Raw genomic sequence first — 21,888 nt, forward strand, 5'->3', positions numbered from 1 at the left:
CTAAACTCCAAATTCCTTTACGCTTTAACTGGACTAGGTTTTCTGTACCCACTACCAGGATGACCCTCTGGCAATAGGCTACTTCCATGGTCAAACAACTTTTCTCTTAATGTACCTTTTTGGTAGTCTGTTTTATATAGTCCTCTTTTTTGTAAGATTGGAACGACCAGATCAATAAAATCTTCCAGGCTTGCTGGTGTAACAAGATGATTTAGATTAAATCCATCCACACCTGATGCTTCAAATTGAAATTGTATGGCATCTGCCACTTCACTTGGATTTCCAACAATGATTGTATTGCTGTCCAGTTTTTCAAGCCGGCCAATCGCTTCTCCGATAGACAATTTTTTAGCAGAATCCTTGGTTAACGATGCTGCTTTATAGTGACCGTGTTCTGTAGGTTTAAATTCAAATGGATTGTTCAGATCTTTTTCATTATATTCGGCTAAGTCGTATCCACTTGCTCCGCCAAATTGAGCCTTTGCTGCATCAGGACTCCATAAACGGTTAAACTCCTGATATTTCAATTCCGCTTCTTCCGTTGTTTCCGCCACAATTACAGTTAGGAAAGAAAAGACTTTGATATGATTAGGATTCCGGCCATATTGTACTGCACGAGTTTTGATGTCCTCGGTATAGAACTTGATTCTTTCTGGAGTAGGTCCACCAACAAAAACACATTCGGCATGCTTCGCTGCAAGCGCCCTTCCTTTTTCAGAAGTACCGGCCTGATAAATGACAGGCGTTCTCTGTAAAGATGGCTCACTTAAATGTGGACCTTCAACGCTGAAATATTTACCGGTATGATTAATCTCATGAACCTTGGAAGAGTCTATCAAAATACTATTCTCCACATCTTCTAGAAAAGCTCCGTCTTCCCAGCTTGATTCCCATAGCTTATATGATACTTCAAGAAATTCGTCAGCAATTTCATAGCGTTGATCGTGTTTGATCATCTCATGAAGACCAAAATTTCTCGCTGCATTAGGAAGATATGAAGTGACCACGTTCCAGGCGACTCTTCCTTTGGTTAAATGATCTAGTGTAGAAAAGCGTCTTGCTGTTCCGAAAGGCTGTTCATATGTTGTGCTAACTGTAAAGGCAAAAGAAAGGTGTTCTGTGACGCTTGCCATAACAGGAATAATTAATGCCGCATCAAGTAGGGGTACTTGTAGACCATCTCGAATAGATGGTTCCTTGCTTTGCTGATACGTATCATAGACTCCGAGTACATCTGCAAAAAAGATGGCATCGATTTTGCCTCGCTCCAAAAGTTTTGCCATTTCAATCCAATACTCCAAATCCTTATAGTTACGTTGCCGCTTGCTATCCTTGTGTTTCCATAATCCATGAGAATTGTGCATAGCACTAGCCATATCGAATGCATTAATTATTATTTGTTTTGTCATTCCTTAACCTCCATTATTTTTATTATTTCATCCATTCTGGCCAGACATATCCTTGGTATTTCTCGCTTTCCTCATTTAATTTCTTGAATTCCTTTGATTGATAAGCCTCGAAGAGATCTTTTGCTAATTGACTGTCTTTATCCTTTCCTCTTACCGCAACTACGTTTAAGTAATGTTTAGGTGTTTTTTCTAAAACAATTGCTTCCGTTAATTTCATGCCTGAAGAGATTGCAAAGTTGCCATTAATAAATGAATAATCAACGCTATCGAGCGCTCTTGGAATCTGTGCGGGTTCAATAGGTTGAATGACTATTTTCTTTATATATTCAGAGATGTCTTTTTCAGATGCTTTTGTTGGGTCTGTTCGTTCTTTCAATTTGACCCAGCCGAGCTCCTCAAGCATGGCTAGTGCACGTGCCTGATTTACTGGTTCATTTGAAGTGGCTATAGTTGCGCCATCCTCGACTTTATCTATCGATTTATGTTCTTTAGAATAAATTCCAATTGGTGCAGTTGGGACCTTTATCAATTCAGTAATATCCAAACCCCTGGATTCCGCAAATGTTTTCAAATAAATCTCATTTTGAAATACATTGGCATCAATGTCTCCCTCTTCTAGTGAAATATTTGGCTGAATATAATCATTGAATTCAATGATTTCCACTTTATAGCCTTTTTCCTCAAGAAAGGGTTTGATGCCCTCTGTCACCTGGTCACTATAGGGTCCTGAAGTAGCGCCTATTTTGATTGTCTTTTTATCTGATTCTGCATTAGTCTCACCGCTACTTGAACAAGCGGTTAACAACACCGAAAGTATGAGGAAGATGCTAAGTAATGCTATTTTTTGAATTTTCATCTTTTTCCTCCTTTATTATTTCATCAGTTTTGATTCGATTATTTAAAAAGTTGTACTTACTTCTTTGAGCTATTTCCCTGATTCAATAATTCTTTTTTCTCTAACTCCCAGTAACACCTTTGAATCTCAATCTATTTAAATGCGTCCAATGCCTGTCTGGCTAACAGGGAAATCACAGCATCATCCATTGGTGGATTATGAAGTCCTGCTCTAACATCTCTGTAATACCGCTGTAGAGGGTTTGATCTTTGGAGGCTTTTTGCCCCAACAATCCTCATAGCTAAATCAACTACGACATTAGCGCTGTTAACTGCCACATGTTTCGCAGCAGCTAGCTCCGCTCCCATGCTAGGACGCTTTTCCGGCTCATCGTCCCAGCGTTGCGCAATCGAGTACAAAACATGTCTTGCTTTTAATAGCTCAAGTTCCATTTCACCAATTTTCCTCTGAACCTCAGGAACATCCTTTATTGGTCCTGGCAAACTGTTCGGCTTGTACTCTGAAGCAAATGTAACTGCATAATTTCTGGCAGCGATGGCAATTCCGAGGTAGCACGCTGGGACATGTAAAAGCCATGCTCTAGGGAGATCTTCTAAGTTCCCAGTTTCCGTTTCCACTAGGGCTTCTAGAGGCAGTTCTACATTATTTAGAACCAAGTCATCACTCCTCGTTCCACGCATCCCAACCATATCCCAGTTTTCCTCGACGCTTACTCCCTTAAGTTTATGGTCAACTAAAAAGACACCAATCTCTCCCGTTTCCTCAATCGTTGCGGTCACCAGAGAAATATCAAGTGCAAGAGCCATCGAGGTAAATGACTTTCTACCTGTAAGCACCCATTTGCCATCCTTATTGACTACAGTCGTTTGTGGCTTGCCTCCTCTTGTCGGACTTCCTGTTGCAAGCTCAGAAGCGGCTCGGTTAATAAGTACATGATTTTGGACCACTTGACAGCAAAGGTGTTCAAACTTTTTCCTTTTCCATTTGCGATTCACTCGTAGATCATAAATCACTCCAAGATGCCAACCAATACATAGGGCAGTTGTAGGGTCACCCTGACTGAGTCGTTCTTGCAACAGAAGAAATTCGTATAATGAAATTTCCTTTCCGCCATACATTTTTGGAACAGCAAGAGAAATATATTGTGAGTCTTTTAATTCTTGGAAGTTTTCAAACGGTAACCTTCCAGTTTCATCCACTTCAGTAGCTCTTGAACTGAAGCGGTCTGCTAATCGTGCAGTTTGTATAAATAAGGCTTTTAGAAAATCTGTTTTAATAAACGGACTAAATAAATCCTCCGATAACTTTGAATATTTTGATTCATATTCCTTAAATTCAGTCCCTTGAGGATTCACTTTTTGCGCAGAAAGTAGTTCCACTTCCTTACCCCTTTCATTTTCCTCTTTAGTACAACAGCAGTTTTTCGAATATAAAAGAGCCCCTTTCATTTTGAAAGAGGCAACAATTCGTTGTATCGCCTTATCTTCCAGAATGAAATCATTCTGCAGGAATTAGCACCTTACTAGAGGAGGTTGCTGGACTTCACAGGGCCTGTTCCCTCAGTCTCTCTTGATAAGTTGCTATTAAATTGGTTGAGGTTGAAATCTTCATGGTTCTTTTTCTTGTTTTTACACAGATACCCCTGTTTGTAATTGTCTTTCTTCTTCAAGTGCCTTCAATTCTCTTCTTAAAATTTTCCCGCTAATCTTTGTTTTAGGAAGCTCATCTAATACTTCAATTTCACGAGGAGCGGCATGTGCTGACAATTTATATCTCACAAATTCTCTGATTTCTTTTATTAAAAGTGGTGAATTTTCATAACCCTTCTTTAGCACTATAAATGCCTTAACAATTTCACCACGTACTGGATCAGGCTTGCCAATTACCCCTGCCTCTGCAACGGCTTCATGTTCAATAAGCTTGCTCTCGACCTCGAAAGGTCCAATTCGCTCACCAGAAGAGTTAATCATGTCATCACTCCGACCTTGAAAGAAAACATAACCATCTTCATCCTGATACGCCAAATCCCCAGAAAGGTACCATTCTCCAAACCGGAAATAGGAATCGTATTTCTCTTTGTTTTTCCATACTTCTCTCATTATTGCTGGCCAAGGTGCTTTGATTGCGAGATGGCCGATTTGTCCAGACGGTTGCTTCGTCCCTTCATCATCCAGAATGGCTACTTCAATCCCAGGAAAAGCTCGACCCATAGAACCAGGCTTAATGACTTCAGAAGGCAAATTAACAATCAACTGCGCACCTGTTTCTGTCATCCACCAAGTGTCATGAATCCGTTGCCCCAATTTTTCGATACCCCAGTGAATGACTTCAGGGTTAAGTGGTTCACCAACACTCAAAAGGTGTCGAAGTGACGTTAAGTCATACCGTTGTAATATCGCATCCCCTTCCGCTTTCAACATCCGAAAAGCTGTAGGAGCGCTGTACCAAACAGTGACCCCTGTCCTTTCAATGGTTGAAAACCAGGACTCTGCATCAAATCTTCCACCAAATAAGACTATCGTTGCACGATTTAACCAAGGAGCAAAGATTGCATAAACGGTTCCTGTAACCCATCCGGGATGAGCTGTACACCAATAAACATCATCCTCTTTGATATCAAGTACCCATTTACCAGTTTGATACTGCTGTATCATTGCTTGATGTGCGTGTATGATTCCTTTCGGTTTACCGGTGGATCCACTTGTATAATGAATATTAAGGCGATCATCTAAATCAAGCCATTCCGTAACATTTCGCTCAGTCTTTGTAAGCCTTAATAACTCATTCAATGAGATTTCCCCAACAGCACATTGTTCTGGTTCTGCTGTAACAAAGATTTTCTTAAGTGTTGGTAAATCTCCTTTTGGTACTCGTTTGACCAACTCGCTATCCGTGATTAAGTAGCGTCCATTACAGTCAGCGATTCTATCCCTTATAGCTTCTTCCATAAATGCTTCGAATAATGGACCTGCAACCGCTCCTATTTTGACAGCTGCCATCATCGCAATATAGCAATCTGGATTTTTAGGGAAAAATATAAAGACAATATCGCCTTTCTTCACACCGTTAGTCTTTAATATGGTTGCTAGATGATCTGTTTTTTCTTTCAGTTGTGAAAATGTAAATTGAATTTCTTCCTCATCATTTAAATAGTGAAGGGCAACTTTATCTCCATACCCATCGTCTACGTGGCGATCAATACATTCATGAGCCATATTCACTTTTTCCGAATTGTACCAACTAAACTGTTTTTCAACTTCTTGCCAGGAAAAATCCGTTACCCCATCTTGATAGTTATTGAGATTATAAATATGATTTTCAGCTTTATTTGGCAGTAGATTTAACGTTGTCATGATTCTCCCCCTTTTCAACTTGAGATAGATCTAATAAATCAAGGATGATTGCCTTCATTTTTGCTAATTCTTCATCTCCACGTGACCGGGGTTTTGTAATGGGTACATGAAGTTCTTTATGTATTTCACCAGGTTGTCCTCGTAAAATAAAGATTCGATCAAATAAGTAAAGAGTTTCATCGATATCGTGTGTTACCAAAACAATCGACGACTGATATTGAAATCAAATATTCAACAGTAAATCCTGTAATTTAAATCTTTTACTGACTTGATTTTGGAATTATTCGTTACAAGAGCTGTCCACTCAGGTTTGGAATAAACATACACACTCTCTATCGGTGATTCTTTCCCTTTCGCTAACAATGCTCCGGCTCCTGCTGTAGAACCGAAATCAACACAGCTACTATTTAGGAATTCGAGCGCCTTATTACTGCCTTGACTGAGAACAAACTCCACTTCAATTCCGTCTTTTTTGAATTCCTCTTCTGCCCAACCAAAGTCTCTTAACACAAAACTTGTAGGTGAATAGTATGCATAATCTAGCGTGATTTTTTCGGTTTGTTATTTTTTTCTCCCTTTGCAGTTTCTGAGCACCCTGCAACTACAACTACAACTAATAACATAATCGATATAAAACCTATTAGTAACTTTTTCATTTTCTCTTTCCTTCTATTTTCTCGAACTTAGATTTGATTAGATTTCACACGCATAGGTAACAATCGATCCTCTTATTCGTTGGGCTTCCTTGTAAGTGCAACGATTATGAATGACGTCTAATCCTGCTTCTCTTGCAATTGTTGCAGCCTCTGGTGAAATAACGCCTTCCTGCAACCAGAATATCTTCGGCTTTACTTGTGCCGCTTCTTTTGAGACTTCAATAGCTGCCTCTGGACTACGGAACACTTGGACGATATCAATCGGTCCTGGAACTGATGTTAAATCTGGATAAGCTTTTTCTCCTAAAACTTCCTTTTCCACTGGATTAACAGGAATGATTTTATAGCCAAGACGCTGCATTTTTCTTGCTAAACGATTGCTTGGTCTTGAAGGATTTCCACTTAGCCCCACGACCGCTAAAGTCTTTTGTCGCTGCTCTTCTTTTCCATTCACTGTTTCATGAACGGTTGGTGATTGCAAAGCCCACCGAATAACACCTTCATCATTGACAACAACTTCAATTTTCTTTTTGCCACTCGGTGCCTGCCCAGTTGCTTCAAACAAAGCCCGGTCCAGGTCATTCTTCAAATCGCGAACCGACTCAATACCAATCGAAAGTCGAATTAAATCTTCGGTTACTCCTGTTAATTGAAGTTCTTCTGCGCTGAGCTGCTGATGTGTAGTTGAAGCTGGATGAATAATTAATGATTTGGCGTCACCAACATTCGCTACGTGTGACCACAATGCAACATTGTCGATTAACTTCTTACCAGCATCTCTTCCTCCTTTAATTCCAAAGTTTACGATTGACCCAAAGCCGTTCGTCAGATACTTCTGAGCTAATTCATGTGCTGGATGGTCTTCTAGTCCAGGATATGAAATCCACTCAACACCAGGATGGTACTTAAATATTGAGCTAACTCTTGCGCATTCTTATTATGTTTTTCAACACGAACATGCAATGTTTCTAAACCTTGGAGTAGATAAAATGCACATTGTGGACTCAAACATGAACCGAAATCGCGAAGCATTTGTACACGTAGTTTCGTGCTAAAAGCGAGAGTTCCAAAGTCAAAAGCATATCTAATGCCGTTATAGCTGTTATCTGGTTTTGTGAATGAAGGGAATTTTTCACTGTTCCAATTAAAACGTCCGCCATCAATTACAAGTCCACCAATGGTTGTACCGTGACCTCCAATCCATTTTGTGGCGGAGTGAACAACAATATCAGCCCCCCAAGTGATCGGCTTACACAAATACGGTGATGCAAATGTATTATCAATGATTAGTGGAATTCCCGCTTCGTGAGCAATATCGGCAACTTTTTCTACATCCAGCACTTGGAGGCTAGGATTTCCAATAATCTCTCCATAAAGTGCTTTCGTCTTCGGTGTGATCGCCTTACGGAAGTTTTCCGGATCGTTTGCATCTACAAAATGAACCGTGATTCCGTATCTTGGAAGAGTGGTAGAAAATAAGTTATATGTACCGCCATAAAGACTGGAAGCCGCAACGATTTCATCACCTGCACTAGCAATATTCATTACCGCCAAAGCAATGGCCGCCATGCCTGATGAAGTCGCAACAGCTGCAACGCCATCTTCTAAAAGTGCAATTCGTTTTTCTAATACATCAACTGTTGGATTACCAATTCTTGAGTAAATATTTCCTGGCTCATCTAAGGCGAACAAGCTTTGTGCATGTTCAGTATTGTGGAACACATAAGAACTAGTCTGATAGATAGGAACCGCGCGAGAACCTGTGGTTGGATCCGGTGATTGACCTCCATGCAATAATAAAGTCTCTAAATCGTAGCTTTCATTGTGAGGTGTCATTTATTTTTCCTCCTGAAATTTTGTTCAAAGTAATACAATTGGATTACTTGGTTTAATACTTAAAAAGGTGCCTTATTTTGCTTTAGAACTCCCTTTGATAAAATGCAATTTGTTATTTATTAATGCGAGTGTTATGTCTAAAATGTTCTCAATAATCCTCTTTCTTGTAATTTTCTCCATTCTGATTATTAGTCTCTTAAACTACTGTCACTTTTTGTTTATTAATTATTTCAACAAAGTAGGAAAGTTGCTTTTTCAGCCTTTGCAACACTTCATTTTCCACAATTGGCTGCTCTGGTTTCAGTTTATCAATTTGACTATCCACCAAATATACCCCTTTTAAGCTTTTTCCTTTTAACGTCGCAAGTAGTGGTTTTAATGTATATTCGAGTGCCAATAAATGAGCAGAACTGCCACCTGTCATCAACGGCATACTAGTGTATCTTGCAAAACATCTTGCGGCAAAATATCCAGTAATGCCTTTAGAACTCCAGAATACGCAGCTTTGTAAACGGGTGACCCTACAATAACCCCTTTAGCTTCATGGATTAAAGAGCTAATATCCCCAATAGCTGGACTATCGAATTTCCCTAAAAACAAATCTTCCATCGGCACATCTCTTATAGACAAATGGGTAACGGAAAAACCTTCTTCTTTAAGCAAAGAGCCTAAGTACTTCAACACTAGATCTGTTCGTGAAAACTCAGATGGACTTCCAGACAATATGACAATTTCACTCATGTTCATTTTCCTCTCTATTTTGGAATTCCTTTGTTATTTATTTGAATTACTCACTGTATACAGAAATAAAATGCCCCCTTTTCTCAACGTTAGAGAAAAGGGGGCATTAATATCCAAGAAATACCGCTCTTATCTCCAAGAAAGAATTTCTTGCTGGAATTAGCACCTTTCTGACATAGTCAGAGGTTGCTGAAGCGTCAATGGGCCAGTCCCTCGGCTTCTCTGGATAAGATTATTTAATTTGGTAAAGCATTAGCACTTTAAACTAATAGTATGATAGTCAATTGGCAATCATTTTATGATAAAAATCTTAACTCTTTTTCTCCAATAAAAAAAGACCATCACATTAGAGAAGGTCTTAGTCCTTCTCTTATCTTGCAGGTAAGTATTACCTGCCGGAATTAGCACCTTATCAAGGTAAACCTTGATGGTTGCTGGGTTTCACAGGGCCAAGTCCCTCCACCACTCTGGATAAGAGTATAAAATTATTTTATTGCCAATACTTAACAATCATTTACTATGTTTATGATTGTAGTTTATTCAGAATTTAATGTCAACAATAAATTAGGAATCTTTTCTTCTGATTAGAAAACTTTTCTGGTTGAGTATATTATCGAAAAAATCTTCCTAAAGCCTTCACAATCCGTTCATCTCAATCCATGTAACGAGTCTTCCTCAAATCGTCACTTCCTCTTTTCCCGGGAAATCGCGCAAAGTGACAATCCTGAACAAACGTGTGCGACAAAAATCGAGGAATATCAGGGCTTCCAATACACTATGATTCCCCATATGTTGAAACTGGTAAGGATTAGGATAAAGATACTCGAAATAGAATTCCCAATTTGTTTCTTCATCGATTTTAAAAACTTCCACTTCATATCCCTACGATTGATAGTAGCCGTTCGCTTCCAAAACTAGAACTTCATCTTCCCCCAGAGTAGAATAAAAAATAATATCTCTGATTCCGGCAGTGGTTATTCTTCCCACATTAATATATTTTTTGAGCTCTGCAGACTCTTTAAAATCATGTTCGATTTCGTTCAATTCTTCCGCTTCCGACCCAACATGGAACCCATCTTCATTTGGCGCCTTTAATGCAAATCTAAATGCAAACGCATGCTTGTACAGTTCCGTGTCAATTTCTTGCGATACCTCCATATCCAATACAATGGCAGCATGCTTTTCATCAATAAAACCAAAATAGGTATCCCAGTATTCCGACATTTTAAATCTTCCTTTTCCCCTAACCATGTTAATGGGAAATAAATTTCAAATGTTCTTGTTTGATGAGTTCAATAAACTTTTTCTGTTCCACATCATCTATGAGCAACATATTAAGATTATTGGACTTTGAAATAAATCTCTTTACTTTACTGTTATTCCAAATGATATAGTTATAGCGGTAATCTTCGTTTAAAGTGACAAACCAATCTTCTTCTTTCAGTTTCTCTACATTTTTCTCAAATTTGGATTCCGGGATAAAAAAGAACAAAAACAAATCTGCGATCAGTCCAATGATAAACTCCAATAACTCACACACCTCTTCTCATGAAATAAAAGTCATGGGGTCAATAACCGATACCTTTTTAACATGATCTGTTTAATTTTCATTGTGGTTTCACTGTAGATTTTTGGGTAGAAGAAAATTTGATTATCCCCACCAATAAAAATAGCATACTAATCACCCATAAAGCCCCTGCAAATCCTAAACTTAGAGATATTTCTTCAGATGCCATGGGATGGTTAATATCAAAACTAATTGCTTTTAATGCATGGCTGATTGCCCAAGTAAAGAGTACAAGAAAACCATTAACAAATGCATTAGCCAATCTAAATGGTTGTCGTTTTTTCGAGAGCATTAATACCAAAACAACTATAAATGCGATACCCATTATGACTGAAAATCCACCAATTAACACATTCCCATTGTTTCCTGTTCCATCGGCATATCTCTTCAAACCTCCTATAAAGAATTCATTTTATTCATATTAACATAAAATGACAATACTTCTGTAAAAATATAGGGAGTTCAATTCATATACGAATTGAACTCCCTTGTATTTAACTTAATACATTTTGTACTCAATTACCGAAATCATCATCCTTCTTGCGGGACCACACCACCACGGGTATTAACAATAATGAAAGAAAGCCCCCAGCAAGAGAAAGTACAGTGTAACTTGTTTGTGCTACTACTATCCCTGAAAGACCTCCACCTGATACACCAGCCAAAGCTACCAAGACATCTACACTTCCCTGAGTCTTAGCGCGGTTGGATGGCTGTGTAGAATCCACGATGAGTGCTGTGCCACTAATCAAACCAAAATTCCAGCCAAGTCCAAGAAGAACTAGTGCAATAATAAGTACGAGCAAGGAATCACCAGGTGCAAATGCAGCTACAAGACCTGCGGCCATTAACGTTGCTCCAGCAGCGATTGTCATAACAATACGACCCAACTTGTCAACGAGTACACCTGTCACAAGAGATGGCAGGTACATAGCTGCAACATGGAAACCAATGACCATTCCTACATCACTTAATCCATGACTGTGGTGTCTCATATGTACAGGAGTCATTGTCATAATGGCTACCATGACTATTTGGGTAATAACCATTACTGTTGCGCCTAAAATGATTCCTCTTTTGTTATTAATCTGTGTTTTGTCATTCTCATTTAAAAGATTACTATCATTTAGTTTCTGATTCTCTGCAATGGCATTTGCTACGGCAAGAGGATCAGGACGAAGTAATACTAAAAGAACTAAACCAGCAATAATAAAGGCTGCCGCTGCTAAAATGAATGGACCAGCAAGCGCAGGAACACCGATTGACTTGGCGAACTGCCCCATTACTCCAACTAAGTTCGGACCTGCAAAAGCACCGAATGTAGTTGAAACCAAGGCAATACTAATCGCTGTACCACGCTGCTTAGAATTGGCTAAGTCAGTCCCTGCATAGCGTGCTTGTAAGTTGGTTGCGGTACCAAAACCATAGATTAGGAATGATGCAAACAGAATGAAAATATTGTTAGTTAATGCAGCAACCACTACCCCGATTGCTCCGATACCTCCAGTCAAAAATCCTGTAGCAAGTCCTGAACGCCGTCCAAAACGTTGCGACAGCCGACCTATAATTAAGGCAGCCGCTGCAGAACCAAGTGTAAACAAGGCTACCGGAACCCCTGCAAAACTATCAGTTCCTAGCATATCCTGAGCAAGGAGTGCTCCAACTGTTATCCCAGCTGCAAGTCCTGCTCCCCCGAAAATTTGTGAAAGGACAACGATCCACAAGGTACGTCGGTAGAGCTTTTGTTGCTTCTCAGGTGAATCAAGATAACTCTGCATCCAATCTGGATGACTTTTAATATTGCCTGAATCATCAGGTTTCTGCGACATCATTCAAACCTCTTTTCGAAGAAATAAACTTTATACATGTTATGATTTCTATAATCATTATATCCTCTTTAATCTTCAAAAGATGATAGGTTTTAAATTTAGTAAAAAACCAAGACTAGTACACCTAAAAGACAGTGAAAAACAGTGAATGCATGACTATATTCCTGACCGAGAAGTAACTGTCTATGCAGGAAATCCTCGGTCTCTTATCTATTAAAGCATTCACCAATGTAAATTACCCTAACCATTATTTATTACATACATAATATATTGCGCATCATCTCCAACACCTTGGAGGAGAGAAGATCCTCTCCTATGTTGCCAAGAAAGACCCAAGAAGTACAATCCCTTTATTGTTGTAACACCTCTTTGGTGTTTGACTTTTCCTTCTGCATTCAATATACCGGTGATGTGAAGCCAGGAAAAGTCAGTTTTAAAACCCGTTGACCAAATAATATTATCAACTTGAAGATTACTTTGATCATCAAATATAAGATAGTCCATTTCAGCATTCACCACTCTTCCCTTCATAGTAATATCCCAGTCTTTGATGGCTTCTTTTAATTCAAAACCAAAGATGGGATCACCTCTTTGTTGAAGTTTTTTCCCTAGGAAGGAAGAGCTGGTCGCTTTTAATATCCCTAGCTTATCAAACCACCAAAATATGCTTTTTCTTGCCACAACTAACGGCAAAAAAGATAGTTTATGGCCAACAGAAATGTATGTATTCTTCACGGTAGATAGTTCAACAGCAATTTGAGCACCACTGTTCCCTCCACCAACAATCATTACCGTACCTTCTTGTAATTGGAACGGATTTTTGTATTCTGAAGAGTGTATCTGAAAAACCCGTTTACTAATCTTTTCGGCAAAAGGTGGAATGTATTTATTCTGAAATGCTCCTGTAGCCACCACTAAGTTTTTAGAAGTTACAGTTCCCTTATTCGTTACTACGGTAAAGATGCCATTGGTGTTGGTTACTTCTATGACTTCAGTTTCGAATTGAATCGGTAAATTGAAATTCGTAGCATAATCATGTAGATAGATTGCTATGTCATCTTTTGAAGGGAAATCGTGTTTATCCCCGTCTAGGGGTAGACCTGGTAAAGAACTGAACATTCTTGGTGTAAACAGCTTTAACGAAACATATCTGTTTTTCCATGCATTTCCGGCTCGAAGCCCTTTTTCCAAAATGAGAAACTTTTCGTTACCCCGCTGTAAATAGTAGCCCATTGCTAATCCAGCTTGTCCTGCACCGATTACAACCGTATGATACATACTATTTTTCTCCCTCTATGAATACTTAATTATCAAAGGTTTGAGTCGTTTTATTGAGTTTCAAAAAATTTTCCGTCTAATGCTGGACTAATTAAAACTTATGATCGAACATCTATTTTTAATCATTTTTTTCCATTGCTTAGAATATAAGACAAGCATACTGATTGTGATTAAAGTGAACGCTGTAAGAGCCAATAATGGAATCGCAATAAATTCAAACCAATTGATGTATTCAGAGCTACAAGGAACACCACTTACACAAGGTCTAATTCCTCCGAAACCAGGAACTTTATCATTTCATTCTGTTTTATTAAGATTTCTTCAATAGGTATCTCTACTCCGTCTTCATTGAGTACTTTAAGAATGCTTGTTTTCTCAACTGTTGTGTTAAACAGAAAGTTATGCTTGATAATTCTCCTTTTACGACCTCACTACTTGCAGGGGTAGAACTTGAAAGTCCAGAGTGCCCTAAAGCAGAGGGAGCAAATAGAAAAAGAAATAGTAATGTTAAGATGATTGATTTTTTTAACTGCAAAGCCCCCTATTGCCTCTTGTGACAGGAAATAATATTCAAACAAGCATTTGAATATTATTATTGACTGTTAGGTATGCGTAAGAATCCATAAAAGCTATCAGAATTTCTACTGATAGCTTTTATGATTTTAGCTGTTAAATTTAGTTCTAGCGAACAGTGTCTTGTTACACAACTAATTTATCTTTCGCTTTTTGTTGTCGATTATAAACAAATTTAGATAAAGTGATGCTACTTTCATATAAAAGTAATAATGGAATGATCACAAGAATGTCTGAGATGAAATCTGGTGGTGTAATTATTACGGATGTAATAATCAACACGAAATACGCATATTTCCTTATTTTTGTTAGAAGATATGGATTAATTATTCCCAAACTTGTTAAAAACATAATCACGACTGGCAGTTCAAATAGAAATCCAAAAGGTAACGTCATGTTTAACAAAAATCGGAAATACTTTTCTGTTGTGAAAAAAGTCGTAAACATGTCATCGGATAATGACATCAAAAAACTCATCACTAAAGGAAATAAAATAAAGTACCCAAAACTAATTCCTACAATAAATAGAATAAATAGTGCTGGTACATAAGCAAGCGTCACTTTACGCTCCTTTGCTGTCAATCCGGGACTGATATAACGCCAAACTTGATGTGCAGCAATAGGCATGGTAGCGGCTAATGCGACAACACTTGCAATCATTAAATACACCATTAATATGTCACTTGGTCCTAATAAAGCTAGCTTAAATGGTAAGTCTTTGACGAGTAAGTGATAAATATCTTGGACGTAAATGAAGGCCAGCAAAAAGAACAATAGAAAAATTCCTAATGTGATAATAATTGCCTTACGTAATTCTTCTAAATGTTGAACAACTTTCATGCTTTGACCTTTCATCTACACCCCTCCTTGAAACTTTCAAAATTTTATTACACTTCTTTAATTTATGTCTTTATGTTCTTTCTCTTGAGTTTTCGCAACACTTTTGTCATCTGATAAAAGATCTTTAGTTGAATTTTTAAATTCTCTTAATGTTGAACCGAATGCTTTTCCGATTTCAGGCAACTTAGAAGGCCCGAAAATGATAAGCGCAATTACTAAAACTAAGATTAATCCTGGAATTCCTATGTTTTGAATCATGGTATCCTCCTATTTTTACTATATTTTTAAATAGACAACTATCATATTTCTAAACTATTTATCAAAAAATCATTTAAGTTAATATCTTTCCCAAGTTCTTTTAAACCTTTATTTATCTTAGCAATCGTTGAAAATCTCGGTAAATAATTTTGATTGTTGCATAATTTTGAAATGGTTGCATAACCAATTTTAGAAGCTTCTTCTAACACAGATATATTTATATCATTCTGTTTATCTAGCCAAATACCAAAATGACTCCTTTTTTCAGAACGATTTCTTTTCAATTCCTTTCACCTCAGAACAATTTAATATTTCACAAAAAAGGCTGTAAGATACATGATTAATAGACCTGCTGCAAAACCACCGAAATTTAACCAAGAAACAGTTGGTTCTAAATGTTTCTTGTGATCGTTTATTAACATTTTTGTGATGACATAAATTACTTGTAAAATGGCACCTGCACCAATCCCTAGGAACAACGCTCCGAGTATTGGTGAGAAAATAAATCCACCAAACCAAGTACCTAAAATAGCAGGAGCACCCGCTATTATTCCAAGTAATACAAAGTCTCGAATACGAGGTTTCATTTTTAATAAAGGTGCTGCTATTCCGATACCTTCAGTAATATTATGAAGAGTAAACCCAATGATTAAAAATGTTCCTAGTGCAGCTTCACCTAGTGAAAAAGAAGTCCCTATTGCTAATCCTTCTCCAAAGTTATGAAGCCCGATTCCGACAGCCATCAATAAAGCAATATTAAAAGGTGAAAAAGCTTTCTTTTCTAATCTTTTTTGTTGATATTGATCAAAACCAATTAATAATATGAAAGTTAGTAATGCACCTAGAATAACCACCATGTTACCTTGCAAAACTGCTGGTGCTTCTGCACCGATTTCAAAGCCATCAGCCAAAGTTCCAATAAATAAGAATAGAAGTAACCCAACTGTAAGAGCAAGAATCGCGTTAATCCATTTTCGCGAGAAACGTTTCATAAACGGATACCACAATAATCCTAATGTAATTGGGACAACTCCCACATAAAAGCCGATAAATCCATAATTAAGGAAATTGCTCCAACTTTTTTCTGGTGTGAGAGTAGCTGCTGCAATTTCACCTTCTGTAATAATTCCGTTGTCAGTAATAATCTTAATTACGTGTGGGTCCCCTTGCACCCACGGATAATTGATCGTGACTTTTCCTTCTTCAAATCGTTTAAATGTTTCTGATGGAGAGACACTAAAATTCCAAATTGAATCATTTACTATTACTTGAGATATCGTTAATGGTTCTGGGCCCGTATTACTGATTGATAATTCAAATCCGTTATTTGTTGTATTTATACGTTCAATATTTAATACCTCGATTGGGGCAGCTGGGTCTTTTTCAATACCAGCGCCATTTATCATCACCCATGCAACTACTACGATAAGTAGCAACATAGGAATTAATCCTGAAATTAACCATTTAACCTTCACTGTGTAAACCTCCCTTATTCAACTTCGAAGAATCCCATCCAACCTAACTCAGCGAACTCGCTTACATGAGCATGGAACATATATTTTCCTGTATACGGAAAACGAACTTCTAGTATCCCTCGTTCACCCTGACATTGCATAATTGTGTCAGTGAATTGTGAAGGGTTATCGTTTCGACCGGTTGGATAATACGTAAAATAATTCGCATGTAAGTGAAACGAGTTCAATAAATCGAATTCAGTCAAATTACTTAGGTATATTCGAACGAGCTGATTTTTCTTGATTTTAATCGGGTGATTCATAAAGGCATTCGCATAGCCATTTACCGTATAAAATTCGTTTTCACCGTCTAAATCTAAATCAAACCCATTCATGACCATGTTCAATTCTAACGCCGGTTCTCTTGGCTTTTTTGGATCGATAATAAAATTACCATATAACCCTTTATGAATATGTCGAGCTAAAGGCATGACATGGCAATGGTAAATTTGTAATCCATATGGTTTTGCTTCAAATTCATACGTGAATTTTTGTCCGGGATAAATGGGCTCCAATCCATCCATTTCTGGTGGATGAATTCCATGAAAATGAATCGAGTGAGGATGACTACCTTTATTAGTAAAATGAAAACGTAAAAGGTCACCCTCAGTACAACGAAATGTCGGTCCAGGAATCGTTCCGTTATAGGTCCAACCGGGAAATTTAATTCCTTTTGCAATTTCGATCTCTTTATCAATCGCCTCAACTTCATATACTCTCAATGTCTGGCCATTTGGCAAAATACTCACTTTTCCATAATCAAACGTAGTAAGTAATTTTTCAGCCATTTTATAGCCATCGCTTTTTGATACATCCGTCATATTATTACTGTGATTCATGTTGCCGTGCTTTTTACCACTGTGGGTAGCAGCTTTAACTACGGGAGTTAATCCCGCCATTGTATTTACAAAATAACTGCCGGCTAATCCAATAACTCCTGCAGACCCCAACTTTAAAATATCACGCCTAGACACATTGTTTTCTTCACTCATTGTTTGACCCTCCTCAAAAAAGTTTCCCTAAGGAAAATATATAGTTATTACACTCACTTTATTCCTGAAGGAAACTTTTTGTCAATACTTTTTTCTTTTTTTAAAAAAAGCACTTCTTCCAAATAAGGTTGAAGTGCTTTAGTTCATAGAGGATGTAAACGTACAGTTACATCCTTTTTTCTTATTTCAGTTTTCAATTATATTTTATCTGGCCTTACTAACTACTTCATATTTATTACGCGATTGTTTCATTAATAATCAATCCGTAAAAACGGGTTTTCCTCAACCAATCTCCCCTTATTAGTTAAAGAAGGAACATTAAGACAGGTGTTAATAAAAAAGGCGAAAGTGGCTGGGAATTGCCTCTTTCACCTTTTGGTTACTTCTCTAAGTGCGGATTTAGTGACTCTATATTTTTATGTAAAACATCTCGGGATTGTTCCATAATGGATCCAACTAAATCGACTTCTTCTTAAAGACCAACCAATCCTTTTCGGACAGTCCAGGTGTTACGATTTTCTTATCCGTTCAATATTAAAAAGGTCGAAATCTTTAGTGGATTTCAACCTTTTTTTGCTCTCCCTGTGAAGATGTGCTTTTATTTATCTCCTTGTCATATTAATTTAGAGAGAAAGCAGCCTAACCATATCAACAATTACTCTACACTCCTCAGAATTGCATTTCATTTGTGTACTTGAATTGTTGCTATTTAGCTATCCTTTGCGTGCTTGGTCTTCTAGATTAGGTTACTCAATCAATTCTTCCTTAGTATTAATAACAACCTAGTACTCCAGACGTAATTTCAATCCGACTGTGTTGGATCATCTAGAGGTTTCTTCAAATTCAATATCAACCACTTTTTCTGTTTCGGTAGTGTATTCAATTCTTACAAAAACGCCGAATTCCTTGTCTTCATCTCTTAACCACAGCTTAAACTTTTCAATGGTTGAATCCCCTTTAGACTCGCTTCCTTCATGCAGGTAGTCAATAATCTTCGCATTGGGATATTTTGATTGTGTTTCTTTCATAGCGAGCTTACCCCACTTAGCGTAGGATGGAATTTCTTGTTGGGGATGAGCGTTAGTTGAGAAATGTGTTAGAGCTGAATTGAATGTAATTAAAATCAGTGCTGTACTAAGTACTATAAATGTTTTTCGCATGATTGACCTCATCTCCTGTTTTATAGGATGAGTAACTTGCTTAAAATCATTCCATATCGAGTGCGTTTTTTTAAAAAAATGCATTGCATCATTTACTCTATTTATATTTAGATAAATAGGAGACACTACTAATTCAGCTCGCTCATTCATAATTCCATAGTACTTTCGTTGTTGATATATATTCCAATAAGCTTATTCCTATTTACTTCCGCGATAAATACATTCAACAATTTCTGCTCTATATACATCAAAATTAGGCATTTCAACTTCTTTTGATATTTTGAGAACCGCTTCTTTATCATAAGGAACATGTACTAGTTGAACACCAACACTTTTTCCAACTTGTTCGAGAATACAATATGATGCTTCAGGTACGTCCAATGGATTTCCCACACTCCCGACATTCACCAAAATCCCTTTTCCTTTAATAGGCTTAACACAAGCATAATGAATATCACCGTAAATATAATAATCAGGTGTTCGTTCACCACAAATATTCATCGTTAGCTCGCTGTTTTCGAATAACGTTTCTTGCTTTTCTAGCGGATGAAATGGTGAGATCCGCTCATTTACTGATCGTGGAGAAGCATGGGCGCATCGTATAAACTTTTCACCAAGCATAAATTCAAAGCAAAACGGAAGCTGTTTCAAATAATTGTTATCTTTATCACTTAATTGATTTTGTTGCCATTTAATCGATTCGCGATCTGATTCATTTAAAATAAATTCATCCCAATTCCCTCGAATGACAACATCGCAATGTTCTCTAATACTCGCAATTACTTTTGCTGGTTCAGGACCTTTACCAATGAGATTACCAATACAAATAACTTCGTCTATTTCACGTAATTTAATATTTTCAATCACTGCCTCTAATGCAGGCATATTTCCATGTATATCTGAAAGGATAGCAATTCTTTTCATCTTTTTCTCCTTATAATAGATGCTATTACTAATTCATTAGGATTATTTCGGGTACTTGACCATAAGACATGAAACTCTAAGATAACAATAAGATATTAAGCAGTAAGTACGGTGAATTTCTTGATTTTTTGTTATAGTAGAAAAGAAAATATGGGAGGTTTTATCATGGCAAAAGATAGTTCATTTGATATTGTTTCTGAAGTGGATTTTTCCGAAGTTACAAATGCCGTCACGTTGGCGACGAAAGAAATCAAGACTCGGTATGATTTTAAAGGTAGCAAGAGTACTATTTCTTTAGATAATGAAGAAATAGTGCTTGTTTCCGATGATGAATACAAACTAGAGCAATTGAAGGATGTTTTAATTAGCAAGTTGATTCAGCGTAATGTATCAATCAAGAACATCGAATATGGCAAACTCGAAGGTGCATCTGGGGCGACTGTTCGCCAACGAACCAAACTTATTCAAGGTATTGATAAAGATTTAGCTAAAGAGATAAACACCATTATTAAGAACAGTGGCGTTAAAGTAAAAACTCAAATCCAAGATGATCAAGTCCGTGTAACTGGTAAAAACCGAGATGACCTTCAAGCAATTATTGTAGCGATGAAACAAGCAGAGCTGCCGATTGACATTCAGTTCATCAATTACCGATAGGAAAACATATTTCCTAGCAAGGAAATGACGGTTATTTCAGTTATCCAAAGTTAACCGCTCTTCTTGACGCTTTTAATTGCAAGGCCGAGTTTTAAAGCATTCGGTCTTTTTTACTTTATGCATTTATAGGATGAGTATAGCTTTTTTGACGTCCATTTCAATTGAATCAAATTTGAAGTTTTGAAGTAAAGACTAATATAAACCTATTACAAATAAAAATGATAAATTTCCCAAAGTGGCAACTTTTCATAGACCTTACACTCGGGGTTCGTTTTTTATTTCTTTTAGTTAAAGTGTACTACCAGATCCACCGTCGATATTTACAGATGTTCTAGTTACATATGAAGCTGCATCTGATACTAAGAAAGTAATGACATTTGCTGCTTCAGACGTTTCTCCAATTCTATTTAGTGGAATTGAAGGACCTACTACATTTCTGGAATATTCATCCCAAGTAATTTCAGGAGCTTCGTTTTTCCATTTCAATTCGATTTGATCGCTTCTAATCAGTCCTATACAAACTGTATTGACACGAATATTGTCTTTTCCTAAATCTTTACTCATAGCTTTTGTCAAAGCCATTCCCGCTGCTCGACTAACTGTAGTTGGTAAAGAATTTGCAGGAGGTGTTTTCCCTAAAACTGCTGTTACGTTTATAATAGCCCCACCACCAACTTCTCTCATATAGGGTATAGCAGCTTTTGACGTATGTATTGCTCCAAATAACTTCAAATCTAAATCAGTCTGCCATAAATCTGTATCAACTGATTCAAAGGGATTTGTAGAAGATGTGCCTGCATTATTAACTAAAATATCAATACGGCCATAATGATTTACTGTTTTTTGAATGATTTCTTTACACTCATCCTCTTTTGTAATATCAGCAGAAACAATTAATACTTCTACTCCAGTTTCACGTTTTATAAACGCTGCAGCTTCTTTTAATTTTTCCTCTCTACGTGCGCAAAGAACAACATTAGCTCCTTCCTTCACTAATTGTAAAGCTGTATGTAAACCTATTCCTTTACTTGAACCAGTTATAATTGCTACTTTTCCCTTTAATCCTAAGTCCATCATGTTTCCCCTCTCCATTTCAATAAATTTGTTCATCCTAATTAAAAATCAATCACCCTATTTATGCGAATATTTTAAATATATTTTCATGGAATGTAAGATAAAAAAATAATTGTTTTAATGAACAGAAAAGGTTAAGGGAGAATTGGTATCTACCCCAATTGTCCTTTTACTAATTCATCAACCATTTCCCGAAATGCATTTTTTCGCCACCGAATACAAGAGCAATGATCCTCATAATACTCTCCGAATATGTCTTGTAATCCCGTGTACATCGTCATATCTTTTTATACAATCCTTTATCATTGAATGCTAATGAACTGAAGCAATAATGATATGTATATTTTTGATAATAATAGAATTTATAATTT

The 21,888-nt window shown here is 37.1% G+C and carries 22 protein-coding genes, 2 pseudogenes and 3 riboswitches; of the genes and pseudogenes, 1 reads left to right on the forward strand and 23 read right to left on the reverse strand.

Annotation, left to right across the window (positions count from 1 at the left end):
• Nucleotides 1-17: 17 nt before the first annotated feature.
• The 22 genes and pseudogenes from C8K15_RS07690 to C8K15_RS07790 all read right to left on the reverse strand — a co-directional run bounded on the left by C8K15_RS07690 (nt 18) and on the right by C8K15_RS07790 (nt 19,786).
• Complete coding sequence (locus C8K15_RS07690) at nt 18-1,409, reverse strand: LLM class flavin-dependent oxidoreductase (RefSeq protein ID WP_108585840.1); 1,392 nt, start codon at nt 1,407-1,409, stop codon at nt 18-20.
• 22 nt (nt 1,410-1,431) lie between these two features.
• Nucleotides 1,432-2,265 carry a MetQ/NlpA family ABC transporter substrate-binding protein gene (locus tag C8K15_RS07695; RefSeq protein WP_108585841.1) on the reverse strand — a complete coding sequence of 278 codons (834 nt, stop codon included), beginning with the start codon at nt 2,263-2,265 and terminating at the stop codon, nt 1,432-1,434.
• A gap of 131 nt (nt 2,266-2,396) precedes the next feature.
• Nucleotides 2,397-3,620, reverse strand: coding sequence for an acyl-CoA dehydrogenase family protein (locus C8K15_RS07700; RefSeq protein WP_369973718.1), 1,224 nt, complete (start codon nt 3,618-3,620; stop codon nt 2,397-2,399).
• Nucleotides 3,621-3,741: 121 nt separating this feature from the next.
• A riboswitch (SAM riboswitch) is annotated at nt 3,742-3,844 on the reverse strand.
• A gap of 49 nt (nt 3,845-3,893) precedes the next feature.
• On the reverse strand, nt 3,894-5,618 hold the full coding sequence (acsA, locus tag C8K15_RS07705; protein WP_108585842.1) for an acetate--CoA ligase: 1,725 nt from the start codon (nt 5,616-5,618) through the stop codon (nt 3,894-3,896).
• Nucleotides 5,590-5,817 carry a hypothetical protein gene (locus C8K15_RS07710; protein ID WP_233260410.1) on the reverse strand — a complete coding sequence of 76 codons (228 nt, stop codon included), beginning with the start codon at nt 5,815-5,817 and terminating at the stop codon, nt 5,590-5,592. The genes acsA and C8K15_RS07710 overlap by 29 nt, the downstream gene beginning before the upstream one ends.
• Nucleotides 5,818-5,849: 32 nt before the next feature.
• Nucleotides 5,850-6,128, reverse strand: a complete 279-nt coding sequence (locus C8K15_RS20740; protein WP_233260411.1) for an ABC transporter substrate-binding protein — start codon at nt 6,126-6,128, stop codon at nt 5,850-5,852.
• A gap of 183 nt (nt 6,129-6,311) precedes the next feature.
• A pseudogene (locus tag C8K15_RS07720) lies at nt 6,312-8,110 on the reverse strand (PLP-dependent aspartate aminotransferase family protein).
• Nucleotides 8,111-8,306: 196 nt separating this feature from the next.
• Nucleotides 8,307-8,543 carry an NADPH-dependent FMN reductase family protein gene (locus C8K15_RS21340; RefSeq protein ID WP_369973716.1) on the reverse strand — a complete coding sequence of 79 codons (237 nt, stop codon included), beginning with the start codon at nt 8,541-8,543 and terminating at the stop codon, nt 8,307-8,309.
• Nucleotides 8,534-8,851 carry an NAD(P)H-dependent oxidoreductase gene (locus C8K15_RS21345; protein ID WP_369973717.1) on the reverse strand — a complete coding sequence of 106 codons (318 nt, stop codon included), beginning with the start codon at nt 8,849-8,851 and terminating at the stop codon, nt 8,534-8,536. The genes C8K15_RS21340 and C8K15_RS21345 overlap by 10 nt, the downstream gene beginning before the upstream one ends.
• 126 nt (nt 8,852-8,977) lie before the next feature.
• A riboswitch (SAM riboswitch) is annotated at nt 8,978-9,084 on the reverse strand.
• Nucleotides 9,085-9,218: 134 nt separating this feature from the next.
• A riboswitch (SAM riboswitch) is annotated at nt 9,219-9,329 on the reverse strand.
• Between the two features lie 404 nt (nt 9,330-9,733).
• Complete coding sequence (locus C8K15_RS07730) at nt 9,734-10,075, reverse strand: DUF695 domain-containing protein (protein WP_158268274.1); 342 nt, start codon at nt 10,073-10,075, stop codon at nt 9,734-9,736.
• Between the two features lie 28 nt (nt 10,076-10,103).
• Nucleotides 10,104-10,379: a hypothetical protein gene (locus tag C8K15_RS07735; protein ID WP_108585844.1), complete on the reverse strand. Its 276-nt coding sequence runs from the start codon at nt 10,377-10,379 to the stop codon at nt 10,104-10,106.
• 79 nt (nt 10,380-10,458) lie between these two features.
• Complete coding sequence (locus C8K15_RS07740) at nt 10,459-10,809, reverse strand: hypothetical protein (RefSeq protein ID WP_199224079.1); 351 nt, start codon at nt 10,807-10,809, stop codon at nt 10,459-10,461.
• 124 nt (nt 10,810-10,933) lie between these two features.
• The gene (locus tag C8K15_RS07745) at nt 10,934-12,247 is read right to left on the reverse strand and encodes an MFS transporter (protein WP_108585845.1); all 1,314 of its coding nucleotides are present in this window, start codon (nt 12,245-12,247) and stop codon (nt 10,934-10,936) included.
• 240 nt (nt 12,248-12,487) lie between these two features.
• Nucleotides 12,488-13,525: a flavin-containing monooxygenase gene (locus tag C8K15_RS07750; protein WP_108585846.1), complete on the reverse strand. Its 1,038-nt coding sequence runs from the start codon at nt 13,523-13,525 to the stop codon at nt 12,488-12,490.
• An 87-nt stretch (nt 13,526-13,612) separates the two neighbouring features.
• Nucleotides 13,613-13,816 (reverse strand): annotated as a pseudogene (locus C8K15_RS20745) (hypothetical protein); the annotation flags it as partial.
• Between the two features lie 408 nt (nt 13,817-14,224).
• On the reverse strand, nt 14,225-14,953 hold the full coding sequence (gene tatC, locus C8K15_RS07760) for a twin-arginine translocase subunit TatC (protein ID WP_108585847.1): 729 nt from the start codon (nt 14,951-14,953) through the stop codon (nt 14,225-14,227).
• A 42-nt stretch (nt 14,954-14,995) separates the two neighbouring features.
• Nucleotides 14,996-15,196, reverse strand: a complete 201-nt coding sequence (locus C8K15_RS07765) for a twin-arginine translocase TatA/TatE family subunit (RefSeq protein WP_108585848.1) — start codon at nt 15,194-15,196, stop codon at nt 14,996-14,998.
• Nucleotides 15,197-15,237: 41 nt separating this feature from the next.
• Nucleotides 15,238-15,480: a helix-turn-helix domain-containing protein gene (locus C8K15_RS07770; RefSeq protein ID WP_108585849.1), complete on the reverse strand. Its 243-nt coding sequence runs from the start codon at nt 15,478-15,480 to the stop codon at nt 15,238-15,240.
• A 21-nt stretch (nt 15,481-15,501) separates the two neighbouring features.
• Complete coding sequence (locus C8K15_RS07775) at nt 15,502-16,671, reverse strand: ZIP family metal transporter (RefSeq protein WP_108585850.1); 1,170 nt, start codon at nt 16,669-16,671, stop codon at nt 15,502-15,504.
• A gap of 14 nt (nt 16,672-16,685) precedes the next feature.
• Nucleotides 16,686-17,702, reverse strand: coding sequence for a multicopper oxidase domain-containing protein (locus tag C8K15_RS07780; protein ID WP_108585851.1), 1,017 nt, complete (start codon nt 17,700-17,702; stop codon nt 16,686-16,688).
• Nucleotides 17,703-18,523: 821 nt separating this feature from the next.
• The gene (locus C8K15_RS07785; protein ID WP_108585881.1) at nt 18,524-18,862 is read right to left on the reverse strand and encodes a DUF3889 domain-containing protein; all 339 of its coding nucleotides are present in this window, start codon (nt 18,860-18,862) and stop codon (nt 18,524-18,526) included.
• Nucleotides 18,863-19,060: 198 nt separating this feature from the next.
• Entirely contained in the window at nt 19,061-19,786 is a 726-nt protein-coding gene (locus C8K15_RS07790; protein WP_108585852.1) for a metallophosphoesterase family protein, read from the reverse strand.
• Nucleotides 19,787-19,951: 165 nt separating this feature from the next.
• Between C8K15_RS07790 and C8K15_RS07795 the strand changes: the two genes are divergently transcribed.
• Nucleotides 19,952-20,443 (forward strand): YajQ family cyclic di-GMP-binding protein, encoded by a 492-nt coding sequence (locus C8K15_RS07795; protein ID WP_108585853.1) that lies wholly within the window; start codon nt 19,952-19,954, stop codon nt 20,441-20,443.
• 288 nt (nt 20,444-20,731) lie between these two features.
• Here the strand turns inward: C8K15_RS07795 and C8K15_RS07800 are convergent, their stop codons facing one another.
• Nucleotides 20,732-21,517 carry an SDR family NAD(P)-dependent oxidoreductase gene (locus C8K15_RS07800; RefSeq protein ID WP_108585854.1) on the reverse strand — a complete coding sequence of 262 codons (786 nt, stop codon included), beginning with the start codon at nt 21,515-21,517 and terminating at the stop codon, nt 20,732-20,734.
• Between the last annotated feature and the right edge of the window lie 371 nt (nt 21,518-21,888).

The organism is Paenisporosarcina sp. OV554 (assembly GCF_003058165.1).
Taxonomy (GTDB): domain Bacteria; phylum Bacillota; class Bacilli; order Bacillales_A; family Planococcaceae; genus Paenisporosarcina.